This window comes from Rhodoferax sp. GW821-FHT07F03, from assembly GCF_059418745.1.
Genome location: NZ_JBWKQM010000005.1, coordinates 298233 through 314029, shown reverse-complemented (window position 1 = coordinate 314029; position 15797 = coordinate 298233). Strand labels below are relative to the sequence as shown.

Below are 15797 nucleotides of genomic sequence, written 5' to 3'. Positions count from 1 at the left end.
ATCATTTTTAGCATTGGTGGTACCACTATTGATACTTAAATGTATATGTCTTACTCGGAGCTATCCGTTCAACAACATCCCACTCAACTCCTGCCGCGCAAGACTGCGGCTGCTGGCGTCAGACATACCAATCTGCTGCACGACTCGCCCTTGGTCGAACACAAAAACCACGTCAGCCAGCGCCAGCACGTCTTCCACGTCATGGGTAATCATTAGCGCCGGGATGCCCCATTGGCGGCGCACCTGGGCTAGCTCGTCGCGCAGGCTGTGACGCAGGCGGGGGTGCAAGGCGGCAAACGGCTCATCCAGCAGCAGCACCTCGGGCTGGCAGGCCAGCGCGCGTGCCAAAGCCACGCGTTGCTGCTGCCCGCCAGACAGGGTAATGGGCCGGCTGTCCGCTAGCGCGGCCAGGCCAAAGCTGTCCATCAAGGCCTGCACATGGGCCTGCTCAATGGGCAACAGACGTTTTTTGCGCCAAGACTTCAGGCCGAAGGCAATGTTTTCGTATACCGACAGATGCGGAAACAGCGCGTAATTCTGCGGCAGATAGCCCACGCGGCGCTGGGGCGGCGGCACGTGCACGCCCTGCCCTGCGTCGAACAAGCTACGGCCGTCCATGCGGATGTGGCCCCGGTGGGGCTTGAGAAGGCCAGCAATGGCCTGCAGAGTCAGCGACTTGCCCGCGCCCGAGGGGCCGTACAAGGCGGCAAATGGCGCGTCGGTGGCAAAGCGCACGGCCAGATCAAAGCACCGGCGGCGGTCGGCAACAGTGAGCTGGATGTCTACGTCAATCACGGCTTTCCAAAGCCGTAACGCGCCAGCACTTGCTGCGCCGCATCGGTGAACAGGAAGGCGATGAAGTTCTTGGCCAAGGCCTTTTGCTTGCTGTCCGCCACCACGGCGATGGGGTACGACACAGGGGTGTGGCCGGTGGTGGTCAGCACGATCTTGACCTTGTCGCCCAGCAGCGCCGCATCGGTGCGGTAGACGAAGCCGGCCTCGGCCTCGCCACGGCTCACATAGTCCAGCACTTGGCGCACGTTATCGGCCTGCACGAACTTGGGCTCCAGGGCCGTCCACAGGTGGGCGCTGTCCAGCACCTGCTTGGTATAGCGGCCGGCGGGCACGGTGGCGACTTTGCCGACGGCGATCTTGCGCACATTGGCGCTGCCCAGGTCTTGCAGGCTTTTCAGGCCCAGGCCATCTTTGCCGGGTTCGATCAGCACCAGGCTGTTGCTGACGAAGTCCTTGCGGGTGTCGGTGTCGATCAGTTTTTGGGCCGCACCCCGGTCCATGGTGTCCTGGTCGGCGCTGACGAACACGTCCACCGGCGCGCCCTGGTTGATCTGCTGCAGCAGCACGCCGGAGGCCGCAAAGTTGAAGCGCACGGTGGCGCCGGGCTGGCTGGCTTCAAACTTGGGGCCCAACTCCTTGAACGCATCTGTCAGGCTGGCAGCGGTGGAGACGGTGATCTGCTGCGCGCTGGCCAGCAAGGGCAAGGCCAGCAAGATGGAAAGCAGTCTGGAAAGCAGTAAGGAAGGACGCACGTGAAAGCTCCTGAAAATTAACGCAAGGAAAAGAAGCGGTTCGACAGCACCAGCACCGCAATCGACAGCACCGAGGTGACCAGCACCAGCAGCAGCGCCCTGTCGTCCTGCCCAGCCTGCACCGCGTCGTAAATGGCCATGGACAGGGTTTGCGTCTGCTGCGGGATGGAGCCGGCCACCATCAGCGAGGCGCCGAACTCACCCATGGCCCGCGCAAATGCCAGCAGCGTACCGGCCAGGATGCCCGGCCAGGCCAGCGGCAGCGTGACGCGCATGAACACCGAGAAAACCGATTGGCGCAAGGTGCTGGCAGCGGCCTCCAATGCAGGGTCCACACCCGCAAACGCTGCACTCGCCGACTTGAGCACCAGCGGTAGCGCTACCACGGCCGAGGCGACCACCGCGCCGTGCCAGCTGAAGATGATGGTGTAGTCCAGATGCGTGCGCAGCCAAGCGCCCAGCGGGCTGCGCCGCCCCGCCGCCACCAGAATGGCATATCCGATGACGGTGGGCGGCAGCACCAGCGGCAGCATGCAAGCCGCTTCCAAAAGGCTACTGCCAGGAAACTTTTTACGGGCGAATACCCAGCCCAGCGCAACGCCTGCCAGCGTCGCCAGCAAGGTCGCTACCGCAGCCACTTTCAGCGACAGCATGAGGGGGAACCAGTCCATGGAGGCGAGTAGCGCGGGCATGGCCGGCATTGTATCCAGCCGTATATAGCGATAAAGAAATGTTCAGGGCGCCAGCAGCGCCTGTAGCGCGGCAATGTCTGCAGCGGCTGCCGTGCGGGCGGCCTGCTCCACGGCGCGGTAGTGCTGCACCAGTTGCTCGCCCAACGGCGACAGCGCAGTGCCCCCGCCCTGCACGCCACCGGCCACGGTGGTCACGGCGGGCGACACCAGGGCGCGATTCATTTCGTCCACCAGCACCCAGGCGCGGCGGTAGGACATGCCAAGCTGCCGAGCAGCGGCGGAGATGGAGCCGGTTGCGGCAATGGCTTCCAGCAGATCAACCTTGCCCGGCCCGATAGCAATGCTGGCATCGCGGTAGATGCGCAAGCGGAACTGGGCTTTGCTGGTAGCGGTGCTCACAGCGGCTTGGCGAACAGGCCGATGGTCAGACACACGCCGATGCCGACGATGGCGATGCGTAGGTATTTCTCGTTCACCCGGTGTAGCGCCCAGGAGCCGATGAGGCCGCCCACGATGGCTCCTGCGCCCAGCACCAGCGCGGGCAGCCACTGCACCTGGGGTGAAGTGATGAACAAGGCCACGGCGGATGCATTCATCACCCCGGCCAAGGCGTTCTTGGTGGCCCCAGCATTGCGGGTGGGCAAGCCGGCCATGGTCAGTGCCGCCATCATCAGAAAGCCAATGCCGCCGCCGAAATAGCCGCCGTAGATGGCAATGCAAAACTGCGCCACCGCCGCGCCCGCCGGCCCGATATGCACCGAGGCCTCCCCCGGCTTACGAAAGAAACTACCCCAGGCAAACACCGTGGTGGCAAACAGCACCAGCCAGGGTACCAGCCGAGTAAAAATGTCCGAAGGGGTATGCAGCAACAGCAGGCCACCCAGCGCCCCGCCCAGCACGCTCACCAGCAGCAACGCCCAGAACGGCAGCGCGCCGGCGCCCGTGACCAGCTTGCGGCCCGCAAAGCCGGATGTCACCTGCCCCGGAAACAGCGCCACCGTGGAGGTGATATTGGCCGCCAATGGCGACATGCCCGACAAGATCAGCGCGGGCAAGGTGACAAAAGAGCCACCACCGGCCAGCGAGTTTTGCAAACCGGCCCACAGCCCGGCCACCAGAATCAATACAAGCACGCAGACCCCTCAAATTTCATATATAAAAAAAGCTTCTGGCGCAGTATTTATCTGCGCGAGAAGCTATTCAAACCATAGCAAAAATGCAGAGATATTACGCCAGTGCCTTATCCACAATGCCCTGCGCTTCTTGGGTGATGCGGCGCAAGTGGTCTTCACCGTGGAAGCTTTCTGCGTAGATCTTGTAGATGTTCTCAGTCCCAGACGGGCGTGCGGCAAACCAGCCGTTGGCGGTAGACACCTTCAGCCCACCCAGGCTGGCACCGTTGCCGGGGGCCGTGGTTTGCACCTGGGTGATGGCCTCGCCCGCCAGCTCCGAACTGGTGATCTGCTGTGGCGTGAGCTTGCCCAGCTTTTTCTTCTGCTCGGGCGTGGCCGGTGCGTCGATGCGGTCATAGGCGGGTGCACCAAAGGCCTGGGTCAGCTTTTGGTAAGCCTGGTGCGGGTCGTCGCCGGTGCGGGCGATGATCTCGGCGGACAACAGCGATGGGATCAGCCCGTCCTTGTCGGTGGTCCACACGCTGCCATCGCGGCGCAGGAAGGACGCGCCAGCGCTCTCTTCGCCACCAAAGCCCAGCGAGCCATCGCACAGGCCGGCTGCGAACCATTTGAAGCCCACCGGCACCTCGTACAGATTGCGGCCCAGGCGGGCTGCCACACGGTCAATCATGCTGCTGCTGACCAGGGTTTTACCCACGCCGGCCTGGGCGCTCCAGCCGGGCCGGTTCTGAAACAGGTAGTCGATGCACACGGCCAGGTAGTGGTTGGGCTGCATCAGGCCACCGCTCTTGGTCACGATGCCGTGGCGGTCGTGGTCGGTGTCGCAGGCGAAGGCGATGTCGTACTTGTCCTTCAGGCCGATCAGCGAGGCCATGGCGCTTTTGCTGGACGGGTCCATACGGATGCGGCCGTCCCAGTCCACGCTCATGAAGCGAAAGGTGGCGTCCACTTGCTCGCTCACCACACTCAGGTTCAGCTGGTATTTCTCGGCGATGCGGGCCCAGTAGTGCACGCCCGCGCCGCCCAGCGGGTCCACGCCCATGCGCACGCCCGCGCCGCGGATGGCATCCATATCGATCACATTCGCCAGGTCGGCCACGTAGTTACCCAGGTAGTCGTGGCGGTGCGTGGTGCTGGCCTTCAGCGCCTGGGCATAGGGCATGCGCTTTACGCCCTGCAGCTTGTTCTGCAGGATTTCATTGGCGGCTTTTTCTATCCAGCCGGTGATGTCGCTGTCGGCCGGGCCACCGTTGGTGGGGTTGTACTTGTAGCCGCCGTCCTCTGGCGGGTTATGCGACGGCGTCATCAAAATACCATCGGCCAGGCCCGTGCTGCGGCCTTTGTTATAGACCAGGATGGCATGCGACACGGCAGGTGTGGGCGTGTAGTCGTCATTCACGGCCAGCATGACCTGCACGCCATTGGCGGCCAGCACCTCCAGCGCGGTGGCGCCCGCGGGTTCGGACAGCGCATGCGTGTCTATGCCCAGAAACAGCGGGCCGGTGATGCCGTTCTTTTCACGGTACAGGCAGATGGCCTGGGTGACGGCCAGCACATGGTGTTCATTGAAGCTGGCCTTGAACGCATTGCCCCGGTGGCCCGAGGTGCCAAAAGCCACGCGCTGGGTGGACTCGGCCGGGTCGGGCTGCAAGCTGTAGTACGCGGTAACCAGCCTGGGCAGATTGACCAACAGGGATGGGGGTGCGGTGTGTCCGGCCAGAGGGCTGTTGGGCATGGTGTGTCCTGTTCTTGGATGGGTGGTTCTCAACAATATTGAACCACAGCAATCCGGTGCTTAAGCCCTGGAACCGGGCCGATTGCCGGGTATCTATCCACGCATGTGTTTCCAGTTGTAAGCCTGTAAGACTTTGCGGTCTGCTGCGACCAACGGCTATAACTATTTTCAGGAGCCGTCCATGTGGGATGCTATCAAGTTCGTAGCTTCCAGCGCAGGTATTGCCTGCGCTGGAGCGGCTTTTTCTTCAGAAGGAAGCTGCAGCCTGCAGTCGGGCCGCAACAAGCTGCCAGTGGTGGAGCTGTACACCTCCGAGGGCTGCAGCTCCTGTCCGCCGGCCGACCGGTGGCTCAGCCACCTCAAGGGCCAGACTGCCGTGGTGCAGGCCTTCCATGTGGGTTACTGGGACCAACTGGGCTGGGTGGACCGCTTCGCCACACCCGCCCACACGGTGCGGCAGCGCCAGGTGGCCGCGTGGAACCGGCAAAGCTCCATCTACACGCCGCAGGCGGTACTGGACGGCAAGGACTGGAGAAACTGGGGTGGAACGCTGGACAAGCAGGCCGCCGAGCCCGGCCTGGCCCAGATCAGCCTGCACCAGCTGGGGCCAGACCAGTTTGAGGCCACGGTGACGCCGGTTGCCGGCGCACCCGCGCACTGGTCGGCGTATTGGACGGTGACGGAGAACGGCTACAGCTCCAAGGTGCAGGCCGGTGAAAACGCGGGCGAATTTTTGCAGCACGACTTTGTGGTGCGCCAGTACACCAGCGCTGGCGTCTACACCAGCAACACTGCGCAGCGGCTTACGTTTCGTAGCATTGCCAGCACGCCGGAGCACAGCCGGCAGATCAATCTGGTGGTGTTCGATCCGCAGACGGGCAAGACGCTGCAGGCCATCACTGCGCCCTGTTAAGCACGTTTAAGCACGTCTTAAATGGCCTTCAGCACATAGCCTATGCGGGGGAAGTGCACGTGCACCGTGCCGGCTCGCGAATCCTCGCGGCGCAGTGTGATGTGCATGCGGGTGGCTGCCACCAGCTCGCCCTCGCTGGTTTCCGGGCCAAAGCTTTCGGCTTGGACACTGACCCGGCTGCCCAGCGGGATGCCATGGTCGTCCTGGAACACTTCGGTTTCCAACGGCAGCGGCGTGGATTGCGCGGCGAGCGCGACAGCATCCTCCGAGCTGAGCTGTTGTATGGGCGGGTGGTCCAATGCGGCCATGTGGTCCATCCAGTCCAGCACACTTGGCGTGGCATCAAGGATGGGCGCCAGCGCTGGCACGTTAAAGCGGGTGAACCACAGCGGCGCGTAGGCGGCAAAGTCCGCCAGGCAGGGCGCCGTGCCCACCAGAAAGGGCAAATCTTCCAGCATGCTAGCCAGGCGGCGCAAATAAGACTTGTAGGCCGATGTGGCATCGCCCGGGCGCAGGTGCGGTACACCGCCCCTCATCTTGGCACGGTCCTCCGCGAAGGCCAGGCCCACCTCCGGCGGCACGTGGCCAAACAGCTGCTCGCGCCCGCGCGGTTGGAAGCAATAGGCCATGGCGGCGGTGAACAGCGTGGTATCGGCCCACTGCGCCAGTACCCGCGCCAAGCCTTTGTGCGAAGGGGGTGACAGCGAAGGGCTGGGCTGGCGGTGCTCCAGCACGTCGCAGATCAGCGCGCTGTCGCAATAGATGTCGGCACCGACCTGCAGCACCGGGGTTTTGCGGTAGCCGCCAGTCAGGGCCACCACGTCAGGCTTGGGTGCGATGCTGGGCACGGTGACCGACTGCCAGTCCAGCTGCTTGTAGGCCAGCACCTTGCGGACCTTTTCAGAGAACGGCGAGATGGTGTAGTGGTGCAGTATCAGATCGGCCATGGCAAAACCTTCCACTATTCGTCGCTGGAGCGTACGCGCGAGCGCACGTAGATCAACACGGCCCCGAAGACTGCTGCCACCCCACCGCCGACCACCATGGTCTGGCCCAGGTCATCGTCCGCGCGTTGGGTGAACAATCCCAGGATGAGCGTCAGCAGCCCTCCGTAGAGCAATATCCAAATGGTGTTCTCTAGCCGGGCAATCGTTTTAGGGGTGAGCATGCGCGCCACTGTACCGAAAGCAGGGCCCGCCCGCCATGGTCGCACTATTTTTACCCAGGATTTACCTGGGTAGCACGCCCCCTAGGGGTTTGCGCTAGGGCGGACTTGAACCCGCCGCGTAAGTCCTTGCCCTGCAACGGTATTCCGCCGCTTCCATGCAGGGTTGCCGATATATCAATCTGCACCAGGGCAAGACGCCACTAGACTGCGCGCAGGCTGATGGCAGCCCACAGAATCCCTCTTACGGAGACAAACAACAATGGCCCCCCTACCCTCCACCACATCGGGCAGCGCACTCGAAAAATCCGCGTACAACAAAGTCGCCTGGCGCCTGATCCCCTTTTTGTTTCTTTGTTACGTCGTAGCCTATCTGGACCGCGTCAACGTCGGCTTTGCCAAGCTGCAGATGCTGACCGACCTGAAGTTCAGCGAGACCATTTACGGCCTGGGCGCTGGCATCTTTTTCGTGGGCTACTTTCTGTTCGAAGTGCCCAGCAACATCATCCTGCACCGCACCGGCGCCCGGGTGTGGATTGCCCGCATCATGGTCACCTGGGGCGTCATCTCGTCGGCCATGATGCTGGTCACCACGCCGGCCATGTTCTATGTGCTGCGCTTTCTGCTGGGCATTGCCGAGGCCGGCTTCTTCCCCGGCATCATCCTGTACCTGACCTACTGGTTCCCCATGGAGCGGCGTGCCCGCGTAGTGGCCCTGTTCATGACGGCCATTGCCTTGTCGGGTGTGGTGGGTGGGCCGCTGTCGGGCTGGATCATGCAGGCTTTTGCCGGTGTGAATGGCTGGCATGGCTGGCAATGGCTGTTCCTGCTGGAAGGTATTCCGTCCATCCTGGTCGGCATCTGCGTGTTCTTCTATCTGGAGGACTCTATCGCTGGCGCCAAATGGCTGACCGACGCAGAAAAGCAATTGCTGATAGGCAACATTCGCCGCGACGAAAGCGGCCGCAGCGAGCACAGCCTGAAGCAGGTGTTCCGCAACCCCAAGGTGTGGCTCATGGCCAGCATCTACTTCTGCAGCGTGATGGGCCTGTACGGCATCAGCTTCTGGCTGCCACAGTTGATCAAGAACGCCGGCGTCAAGGATGTGCTGGACGTGGGCCTGCTGACCATGATCCCCTATGGCCTGGCGGCCGTGGCAATGGTGGTCGCCAGCCGCAGCTCGGACCGCAGTGGCGAGCGCCGCCTGCACACCTCTGGCGCGGCCTTCGTCGGCGGCCTGGGCCTGGTGCTGAGTGGCGTGTTTGGCAACGATATCGTGCTGGCCATGGCCGCACTCAGTCTGGCCACCATGGGTATTTTGACCAGCCTGCCGTTGTTCTGGACCCTGCCCACCGCCATGCTGCGTGGCTCGGCGGCCGCCGCCGGCATTGCCCTGATCAACGCCCTGGGCAACCTGGCCGGCTTCGTCAGCCCCTTCATGGTGGGCAGCATCAAGGACGCCACCGGCAGCACCACGGCAGGGCTGTATGTACTGGCCGGCAGCCTGTTCCTGGGCGGCATCCTGGTGCTGCTGGCCACCCGCAAGCCAGCAGGGCGTTGAACCGGCATGCGCCGCGCTGCACTGACAATCGTACGGAAAGGAAACCTCCCCGTGACGCCCTCTTCCGCCGACCACCGCGCTCTGCTGCGCAGCCTGTTTGACGCCGCCATCGCCGCCGCCCAGCCCGCGCTGTGCCTGCCGCCGCATTTACCTGCACGACCCAAGGGCCGGACCATCGTGATCGGTGCAGGCAAGGCCTCGGCGGCCATGGCGCAAAGCCTGGAAGCGCATTGGGACGGCCCGCTGGAAGGCCTGGTCATCACCCGCTATGGCTATGCCGTGCCCTGCCAGCGCATCGAGATCGTCGAAGCCGCCCACCCGGTGCCCGACGCGGCCGGCGCGCTGGCCACCCAGCGCATACGCCAGCTGGTGACGGGCCTGAACGCCGACGACCTGGTCATCGCCCTGGTATCAGGTGGCGGCTCGGCGCTGCTTGTGGAGCCGGGCGCTGGGCTGACGCTGGCCGACAAGCAAGCCGTGAACAGCGCGCTGCTGGAATGCGGCGCCAGCATCTCCGAAATGAACTGCGTACGCCGACACCTGTCCGGCATCAAGGGTGGTCGGCTGGCCGCCGCCTGCTACCCGGCGCGCGTGCACACCCTGCTGATATCCGACGTGCCAGGTGATGCGCCCAGCAATATCGCCTCTGGCCCCACGGTGGCGGATGCCAGCAGCTGTGCGGATGCGCTGGCCATCATCACCCGCTACCAGATTGCCTTGCCACCCGCGGCGCGCACGCTTTTGGAAAGCCGCCAGGGCGAAAGCATCAAGCCCGACGATGCACGGCTGGACGCCAACGTCACCCGCACCATCACTGCCCCACAGATGGCACTGGAGGCCGCCGCCCAAGTGGCGCGGGCGGCCGGCTACACGCCCTACATCCTGGGCGACAGCCTGGAGGGCGAGGCGCGCGACCTGGGCAAGGCCATGGCCGGCATCGCCCGGCAGGTCGTGCTGCACGGCCAGCCATTCCTGGCGCCTTGCGTGTTGCTATCGGGCGGTGAAACCACAGTCACCCTGCGCGGCAACGGCCGTGGCGGGCGCAATGTGGAGTTTCTACTGTCCCTGGCGGTGGGGTTGGACGGCCTGCCCGGCGTGCATGCCATCGCGGGCGATACCGACGGTGTGGACGGTGTGGAAGAAATCGCCGGTGCCACCCTGGCTCCGGACACCCTGGAGCGCGCCTGGGCCCAGGGCATCAACCCCAGGGCCAGCCTGGACCGCAACGACGGCCATGGCTTTTTTCAGGCGCTGGGCGACTCGGTCATCACTGGCCCCACGCTGACCAATGTGAACGACTTTCGCGCTATCGTGATTGAAGCACCTAAGCGCTGATACCGTCCCCCGGCCACACCATATCGATGGTTGCCAGCAAAGCTTGCAGCGTGGCGGATTCCTCTTGTGACCGCCGATACAGCAGCGACAGCGGGCAAGCCAGGCGCGCGCCCTGCCAGGCCACGACCTGTCCGGTCTCCAGCGCCGGGGCCAGGGTGCGCTCGCGCATCAAACCCAGGGCCACGCCGGCCTGTACCAGCTCCAGAATCGATGCCTCCTGGTCGGCCTGCACCACGGTGCGATAGCTCAGGCCGCGCTCCGCAAACATCTGGGTCACCACGCCATACTGCGAGCTGCCGGTCGGCGAGGCCAGCCAGGGCATGGCGGCCAGCTCCTCCCAGCCTGCCGTGTGCAAGCGCTCGGCCCAGGCGGCCGGCCCGATGACCACGTAATGCTCCAGCAGCAGTTGGCGCACGGCGATGTCGGTGTCCTTCAGCGGCCCCAGGTAGAAGCAGGCGTCCACCTCTCCGTCTCGGAGCATTTGCAGCACCCCGCCCGAGATGCCGTGCTGCAGCGACACATCCACCTGCGGGTAATACTGCAGCAGGGCCGTGAGCAAAGCCCCGAGGCGGATGGAGTCCGGGTCGATGATGGTGCCCAGGCGCAGCCCGCCGGCCACCGTGCCGCGCATAGAGGCGGCCAGCGCCGCCATTTCCTGTACCGAGTCCACGGTTTGCGTGGCCAGTGGCAGCAGGCGCCGCCCGGCTCCGGTCAGCACCATGCCGGTGGGCGTGCGGGCAAACAGCAGCACGCCCAGTTCGTCTTCCAGGCTCTTGATTTGTTTGGACAGCGCAGACTGGGTCAGGTGCAACTGGTCGGCCGCCCTGACGAGCTGGCCGCAGCGGGCCACGGCCAACAGCGCACGTAGTTGGTGGAGTTCCATGCGGGGATTATGGCCCGCAGCCCACGCGGAACCGGTGCCCGTGCATTCAAAAGAAATAGGCCGCTAGCGCAGACACTACCTGCGCCAGCAGCTATTCATTCAATAGCAATGCAGCCTACAACACCTCAAACACCCCGGCCGCGCCCATGCCGCCGCCTATGCACATGGTCACGCACACGCGCTTGGCGCCGCGGCGCTTGCCCTCGATCAGCGCGTGGCCGGTCAGGCGCTGGCCGCTCACGCCATACGGGTGGCCGACAGCAATCGCGCCGCCATTCACGTTCAGCCGGTCGGCCGGAATGCCCAGCTTGTCGCGGCAGTAGATCACCTGCACCGCGAAGGCTTCGTTCAGCTCCCACAGGTCGATGTCTTCCACCTTCAGGCCCAGGCGCTTCAGCACCTTGGGGATGGCGAACACCGGGCCTATGCCCATTTCGTCCGGCTCGCAGCCGGCCACTGCAAAGCCCAGGAAGCGGCCTAGCGGCTGCAGGCCGCGCTGGCTGGCCAGGGCTTCGTTCATCACCACCACAGCACCGCCGCCGTCGGAAAACTGGCTGGCGTTGCCGGCCGAGATCAGGCCGCCGGGCAAGGCCGAACGCAGGCCGGCAATGCCTTCCTTGGTGGTGCCGTCACGTATGCCTTCGTCCTGGCTCACCGTCACTTCCTTGGTCATCAGGCCGCGCACCTTGTCAGCCACGCCCATGGTCACGGTGATGGGCGCTATCTCGGCGGTGAACAAGCCGGCCGCCAGGGCCGCCACGGCCTTTTGCTGGCTGGCCGCGCCGTATTCGTCCATATGCTCGCGGCTGATGTTGTAGCGCTGCGCCACCTGCTCAGCGGTCTGCAGCATGTTCCAGTAGATCTCGGGCTTGTTTTTCACCAGCCAGGGGTCGTTCAGCATGTGGATGTTCATCTCTTGCTGCACGCAGGAAATGCTCTCCACGCCGCCAGCCACGTACACATCACCTTCGTTGGCAATGATGCGCTGGGCCGCCATGGCAATGGTCTGCAGGCCGGACGAGCAGAAGCGGTTCACCGTGACGCCGGAGGTCGTCACCGGGCAGCCGGCGCGCAAGGCAATCTGGCGGGCGATGTTGGCGCCCGTCGCGCCTTCCGGCGTGGCGCAGCCGATGATCACGTCATCGACCTCGGCCGCCTCGATGCCGGCGCGCTGGATCGCGTGCTGCACCGCGTGGCCGCCCAGGGTGGCACCATGGGTCATGTTGAAAGAGCCCTTCCAGCTTTTGGCCAGAGGGGTGCGGGCGGTGGAAACGATTACGGCGGCGGTCATGTTCTGTGTTCCTTAGTTGAAGGTTTTGCCTTCGGCGGCGAGCTTGGCCAGCAAGGGCGCGGGCGTCCAGAAAGCGGCATCGTCCAGCGGGTTCTGCGCAAAGCGCTGCATGGCCTGCACCACGTTGAACAATCCCACCTGGTCGGCGTAATGCATGGGGCCACCACGGTAGATGGGGAAGCCGTAGCCAGTCAGATACACCATGTCGATGTCGCCAGCCTTGGAGGCAATGCCCTCCTCCAGGATGTGCGCGGCCTCATTCACCATGGAATAGACCAGACGCTGGACGATTTCTTCGTCGCTGATCTTGCGCGGCGTGATGCCCAACGAGGCGCGGTGGTCGGCGACCATTTTTTCCACCAGTGCGCTCGGCACCGCATCGCGCTTGCCGGCCTGGTAGTCATACCAGCCGGCGCCGGTCTTCTGACCAAAGCGGCCGAGTTCGCACAGCAGATCCGCCGTCTTGCTGTACTTCATACCCGGCATTTCCACGTAGCGGCGCTTGCGTATCGCCCAGCCGATGTCGTTACCCGCCAGGTCGCCCATGCGGAACGGGCCCATGGCGAAGCCGAACTTCTCCACCGCCTTGTCCACCTGGGCCGGGGTGCAGCCCTCGTCCAGCAAAAAGCCGGCTTGCCGGCCGTACTGCTCGATCATGCGGTTGCCGATGAAGCCGTCGCAGACGCCGGACACCACCGAGGTCTTCTTGATCTTCTTGCCGAGCGCCATCACCGTGGCCAGCACGTCCTTGGCCGTGGCCTTGCCGCGCACCACTTCCAGCAGCTTCATCACATTGGCGGGGCTGAAGAAATGCGTGCCCACCACATCTTGCGGACGCTTGGTGAAGCTGGCGATCTGATCCAGGTCCAGCGTGGAGGTGTTCGACGCCAGGATGGCGCCGGGCTTCATCACCCGGTCGAGTTCCTGGAACACGGCTTTTTTAACGCCCATGTCTTCGAACACGGCTTCGATCACCATGTCGGCATCGCCCAGGTCGTCATAGCTCAGCGTGGTGCTGAGCAAGCCCATGCGCTGGTCCAGCTTGTCCTGCTTCAGCTTGCCCTTGGCCACCTGGGCTTCGTAGTTCTTGCGGATGGTGGCCAGGCCGCGCTCCAGCGCTTCGGGCTTGGCTTCCAGCAACTTCACCGGGATGCCGGCGTTCAGGAAGTTCATCGCAATCCCGCCGCCCATCGTGCCGGCGCCGATGATGGCGACGCTGTTGATAGCGCGTTGCGCAGTATCTGCGGGCACGTCAGGTATTTTTGATGCTGCACGCTCGGCGGCGAAGATATGCCGCAAGGCCCGGCTCTCGGGCGTCCACATCAGGTTCAAGAAGGTGCTGAGCTCGAAGGCCATGCCGGCGTCGAACTTCTGCTTGGTGGCGGCCTCGACCGCGTCCACGCACTTCAGCGGCGCCGGGTAGTTCTTCGCCATGCCCTTGACCATGTTGCGGGCGAACTGGAAATAAGCGTCGCCCTGCGGGTGCTTGCATTTGAGGTTGCGCACCAGCGGCAAGGGCCGGGCATCGGCGATGGAGCGGGCAAAAATCAGCGCTTCCTCCAGCAGCGATTCGGCGGATGCCGCCTGCTTGTCGAACAGCTTTTGGCCGGGCAGCGATGCCAGCAATTCGCTCTTCACCGGCTCGCCGCTGACGATCATGTTCAACGCGGCCTCCACGCCCAGCACGCGCGGCAGGCGCTGCGTACCGCCGGCGCCAGGGATCAGGCCCAGCTTGACCTCTGGCAAGGCCACGTTGCAACCCGGCGCGGCGACGCGGTAATGGCAGCCCAAAGCCGTCTCCAGCCCACCGCCCATGCACACCGAATGGATGGCCGCGACGACAGGCTTGGCCGAATTTTCGATGGCCAGAATCATGCTCAGCAGATTCGGCTCGCGCATGGCTTCAGGGGTATCGAATTCCTTGATGTCGGCCCCGCCGGAAAACGCCTTGCCGGCGCCGGTGAGTACGATGGCCTTGACGGTCGCATCGGCATTCGCCTGGGCCAGGCCGTCCGTCACGGCGCGGCGGGTAGCCAGGCCCAGGCCGTTGACCGGTGGGTTGTTCAGAGTGATTACGGCTATGTCGCCGTGAACTTGGTATTGCGCCGCCATGGAGGAACCTCAGGTTTAAATCGAACGATCGTGCGATTTAAATTCTAGGCCCGGTGCATGTCGGCGCATGCACTGGTTTGTCCCAGTCGGGACAGTTTTACTAGCGCACCGAGATACTGCTGGGCCCGGAGCCGTTGGTGGATGCAGTCCCCAGCGAGGTCAATGCGCCGCTGGACCCTACGCTGAACGATGTAACCGTGGCGTCGTTGTAGTTGGCCGCATACACAAAGCTGCCGCTGGGCGACACGGCAATTCCGCTGGGGCCGGTGCCGGTAGCCACGGTGGGGGTAGCCATGGCAGTCAGCTTGCCGCTGGAGATGCTGTACTGGGACACCGTGTTGTCGCCCGAATTCGCCACATAGGCATAGCGCCCGCCAGGGCTGACGACGATGCCGCTGGGCGAGGTGCCGGTGCTAACGCTGGCGGGCGACAAGGCCGTCAACAAGCCGCTGCTGCCAATGCTGAACTGGGCCAGTTTGGCGCTGTCTGATAGGGTCACATACAAGTAGTTGCTGTCTGGCGCAATGGCAATCGCCAGCGGCGTGGTGCCCACCGAGCTCAGGCTGACCGTGGCCGGCGACAAGGCCGTCAGCGCACCAGTGCTACCAATGCTGTACTGCGACACGCTGTTGCCACTGGCGTTGACCACATAGGCGTACAAGCCATCGGGGCTGACCGCCACCGCGTAGGGGTTCACCCCCGCAGCCACGCTAGGTGTGGACATGGCGGTCAGTGCGCCGGTAGAGCCGATGGTGAACTGCGACACCGTGGCGCTGCCGTAGTTGGCGACGTACAGGTATTTGCTGTCGGGGCTGATGGCCAGGCCGTACCCTGCGCTATCGGCGCTACCGGTGCCCACCAGGCTCAACGCGCCGGTGCTGGCCGAGATGCTGTAGACGCCTATGGCCTTGTTGTTCTGGAAGCTGACGTAAGCAAACTTGCCATCGGCACTGGTGCTGATGCTGGACGGCAAATAGGTGTTGGTGGACAGCGTGGCCGTTGACTGCGCAGCCAAGGCCCCGGTACTGCCCACGCTGAATTCGCCCAGGCTACCGCTGTACCAGTTGCTGGTAAAGGCCACATAGCCACGGCAGGTAACCACCACACTGGACACATTGCTGCCACCGCCGCCGCTGGCATTGCTGACCACGCAGGTCTGCCCGTCCGGCTGCGTCGCCACGCTGACGTCGTAACTGCCCGTCATGCTGTCGCTGAAGGTGAAACTGGTGGCACCCGAGGCCACCGCCAGGGTGGACGAGCCATTGGCCAGCACCAGGCCGCTGGTCGTCAAGCCGCTGACTGTACCGGCCAGCGTGTATGCGGTGGTGTCATCGCTGCTACCGCCTCCGCAGGAAGTCAATGCGACAACGGTGGCGCAGGTAATCAAAAATGGTAAGCCATTGCGGCGCTGTGTGTTCAAAGCTCACTCC

15 protein-coding genes are annotated in these 15797 nt (G+C 64.1%); 3 read left to right on the top strand and 12 right to left on the bottom strand.

The features are described 5' to 3' along the window. Nucleotides 1–60 precede the first annotated feature (60 nt). The 6 genes from AC07R0_RS09630 to pgm form a co-directional block, all read right to left on the bottom strand. Nucleotides 61–795: an ABC transporter ATP-binding protein gene (locus AC07R0_RS09630; protein WP_495104629.1), complete on the bottom strand. Its 735-nt coding sequence runs from the start codon at nucleotides 793–795 to the stop codon at nucleotides 61–63. Then, nucleotides 792–1547 carry a molybdate ABC transporter substrate-binding protein gene (gene modA, locus AC07R0_RS09625; RefSeq protein ID WP_495104628.1) on the bottom strand — a complete coding sequence of 252 codons (756 nt, stop codon included), beginning with the start codon at nucleotides 1545–1547 and terminating at the stop codon, nucleotides 792–794. Before modA ends, AC07R0_RS09630 begins: the two co-directional genes overlap by 4 nt. A gap of 17 nt (nucleotides 1548–1564) precedes the next feature. After that, entirely contained in the window at nucleotides 1565–2239 is a 675-nt protein-coding gene (modB, locus tag AC07R0_RS09620) for a molybdate ABC transporter permease subunit (RefSeq protein WP_495104627.1), read from the bottom strand. A gap of 42 nt (nucleotides 2240–2281) precedes the next feature. Next, entirely contained in the window at nucleotides 2282–2638 is a 357-nt protein-coding gene (locus AC07R0_RS09615; protein WP_495104626.1) for a winged helix-turn-helix domain-containing protein, read from the bottom strand. Continuing rightward, on the bottom strand, nucleotides 2635–3372 hold the full coding sequence (locus AC07R0_RS09610; RefSeq protein WP_495096703.1) for a sulfite exporter TauE/SafE family protein: 738 nt from the start codon (nucleotides 3370–3372) through the stop codon (nucleotides 2635–2637). The genes AC07R0_RS09615 and AC07R0_RS09610 overlap by 4 nt, the downstream gene beginning before the upstream one ends. A gap of 94 nt (nucleotides 3373–3466) precedes the next feature. Continuing rightward, entirely contained in the window at nucleotides 3467–5107 is a 1641-nt protein-coding gene (pgm, locus tag AC07R0_RS09605; RefSeq protein ID WP_495104625.1) for a phosphoglucomutase (alpha-D-glucose-1,6-bisphosphate-dependent), read from the bottom strand. 181 nt (nucleotides 5108–5288) lie between these two features. Here pgm and AC07R0_RS09600 point away from each other — a divergent pair, with 181 nt between their 5' ends. After that, a complete protein-coding gene (locus AC07R0_RS09600) occupies nucleotides 5289–6020 on the top strand; it encodes a DUF1223 domain-containing protein (protein ID WP_495104624.1) in 732 nt (243 codons plus the stop codon). A 17-nt stretch (nucleotides 6021–6037) separates the two neighbouring features. On the opposite strand, the gene AC07R0_RS09595 is transcribed toward AC07R0_RS09600, so the two are convergent. Then, nucleotides 6038–6967, bottom strand: a complete 930-nt coding sequence (locus AC07R0_RS09595) for a glutathione S-transferase family protein (protein WP_495104623.1) — start codon at nucleotides 6965–6967, stop codon at nucleotides 6038–6040. A gap of 14 nt (nucleotides 6968–6981) precedes the next feature. Further along, entirely contained in the window at nucleotides 6982–7188 is a 207-nt protein-coding gene (locus AC07R0_RS09590; protein WP_495096707.1) for a hypothetical protein, read from the bottom strand. 259 nt (nucleotides 7189–7447) lie between these two features. Between AC07R0_RS09590 and AC07R0_RS09585 the strand changes: the two genes are divergently transcribed. Continuing rightward, on the top strand, nucleotides 7448–8746 hold the full coding sequence (locus AC07R0_RS09585; protein ID WP_495104622.1) for an MFS transporter: 1299 nt from the start codon (nucleotides 7448–7450) through the stop codon (nucleotides 8744–8746). 6 nt (nucleotides 8747–8752) lie between these two features. Next, nucleotides 8753–10081 (top strand): glycerate kinase type-2 family protein, encoded by a 1329-nt coding sequence (locus AC07R0_RS09580; protein ID WP_495104621.1) that lies wholly within the window; start codon nucleotides 8753–8755, stop codon nucleotides 10079–10081. Here AC07R0_RS09580 and AC07R0_RS09575 read toward each other — a convergent pair. From AC07R0_RS09575 to AC07R0_RS09560, 4 genes are all read right to left on the bottom strand, one after another. Then, nucleotides 10071–10964, bottom strand: a complete 894-nt coding sequence (locus tag AC07R0_RS09575) for a LysR family transcriptional regulator (protein ID WP_495104620.1) — start codon at nucleotides 10962–10964, stop codon at nucleotides 10071–10073. The two genes, AC07R0_RS09580 and AC07R0_RS09575, sit on opposite strands and share 11 nt — an antisense overlap. A gap of 115 nt (nucleotides 10965–11079) precedes the next feature. Continuing rightward, the gene (locus AC07R0_RS09570) at nucleotides 11080–12255 is read right to left on the bottom strand and encodes an acetyl-CoA C-acyltransferase (RefSeq protein WP_495104619.1); all 1176 of its coding nucleotides are present in this window, start codon (nucleotides 12253–12255) and stop codon (nucleotides 11080–11082) included. A gap of 12 nt (nucleotides 12256–12267) precedes the next feature. Then, a complete protein-coding gene (locus tag AC07R0_RS09565; RefSeq protein WP_495104618.1) occupies nucleotides 12268–14367 on the bottom strand; it encodes a 3-hydroxyacyl-CoA dehydrogenase NAD-binding domain-containing protein in 2100 nt (699 codons plus the stop codon). A gap of 100 nt (nucleotides 14368–14467) precedes the next feature. Beyond that, nucleotides 14468–15787: a lactonase family protein gene (locus AC07R0_RS09560; protein ID WP_495104617.1), complete on the bottom strand. Its 1320-nt coding sequence runs from the start codon at nucleotides 15785–15787 to the stop codon at nucleotides 14468–14470. Nucleotides 15788–15797: the final 10 nt, after the last annotated feature.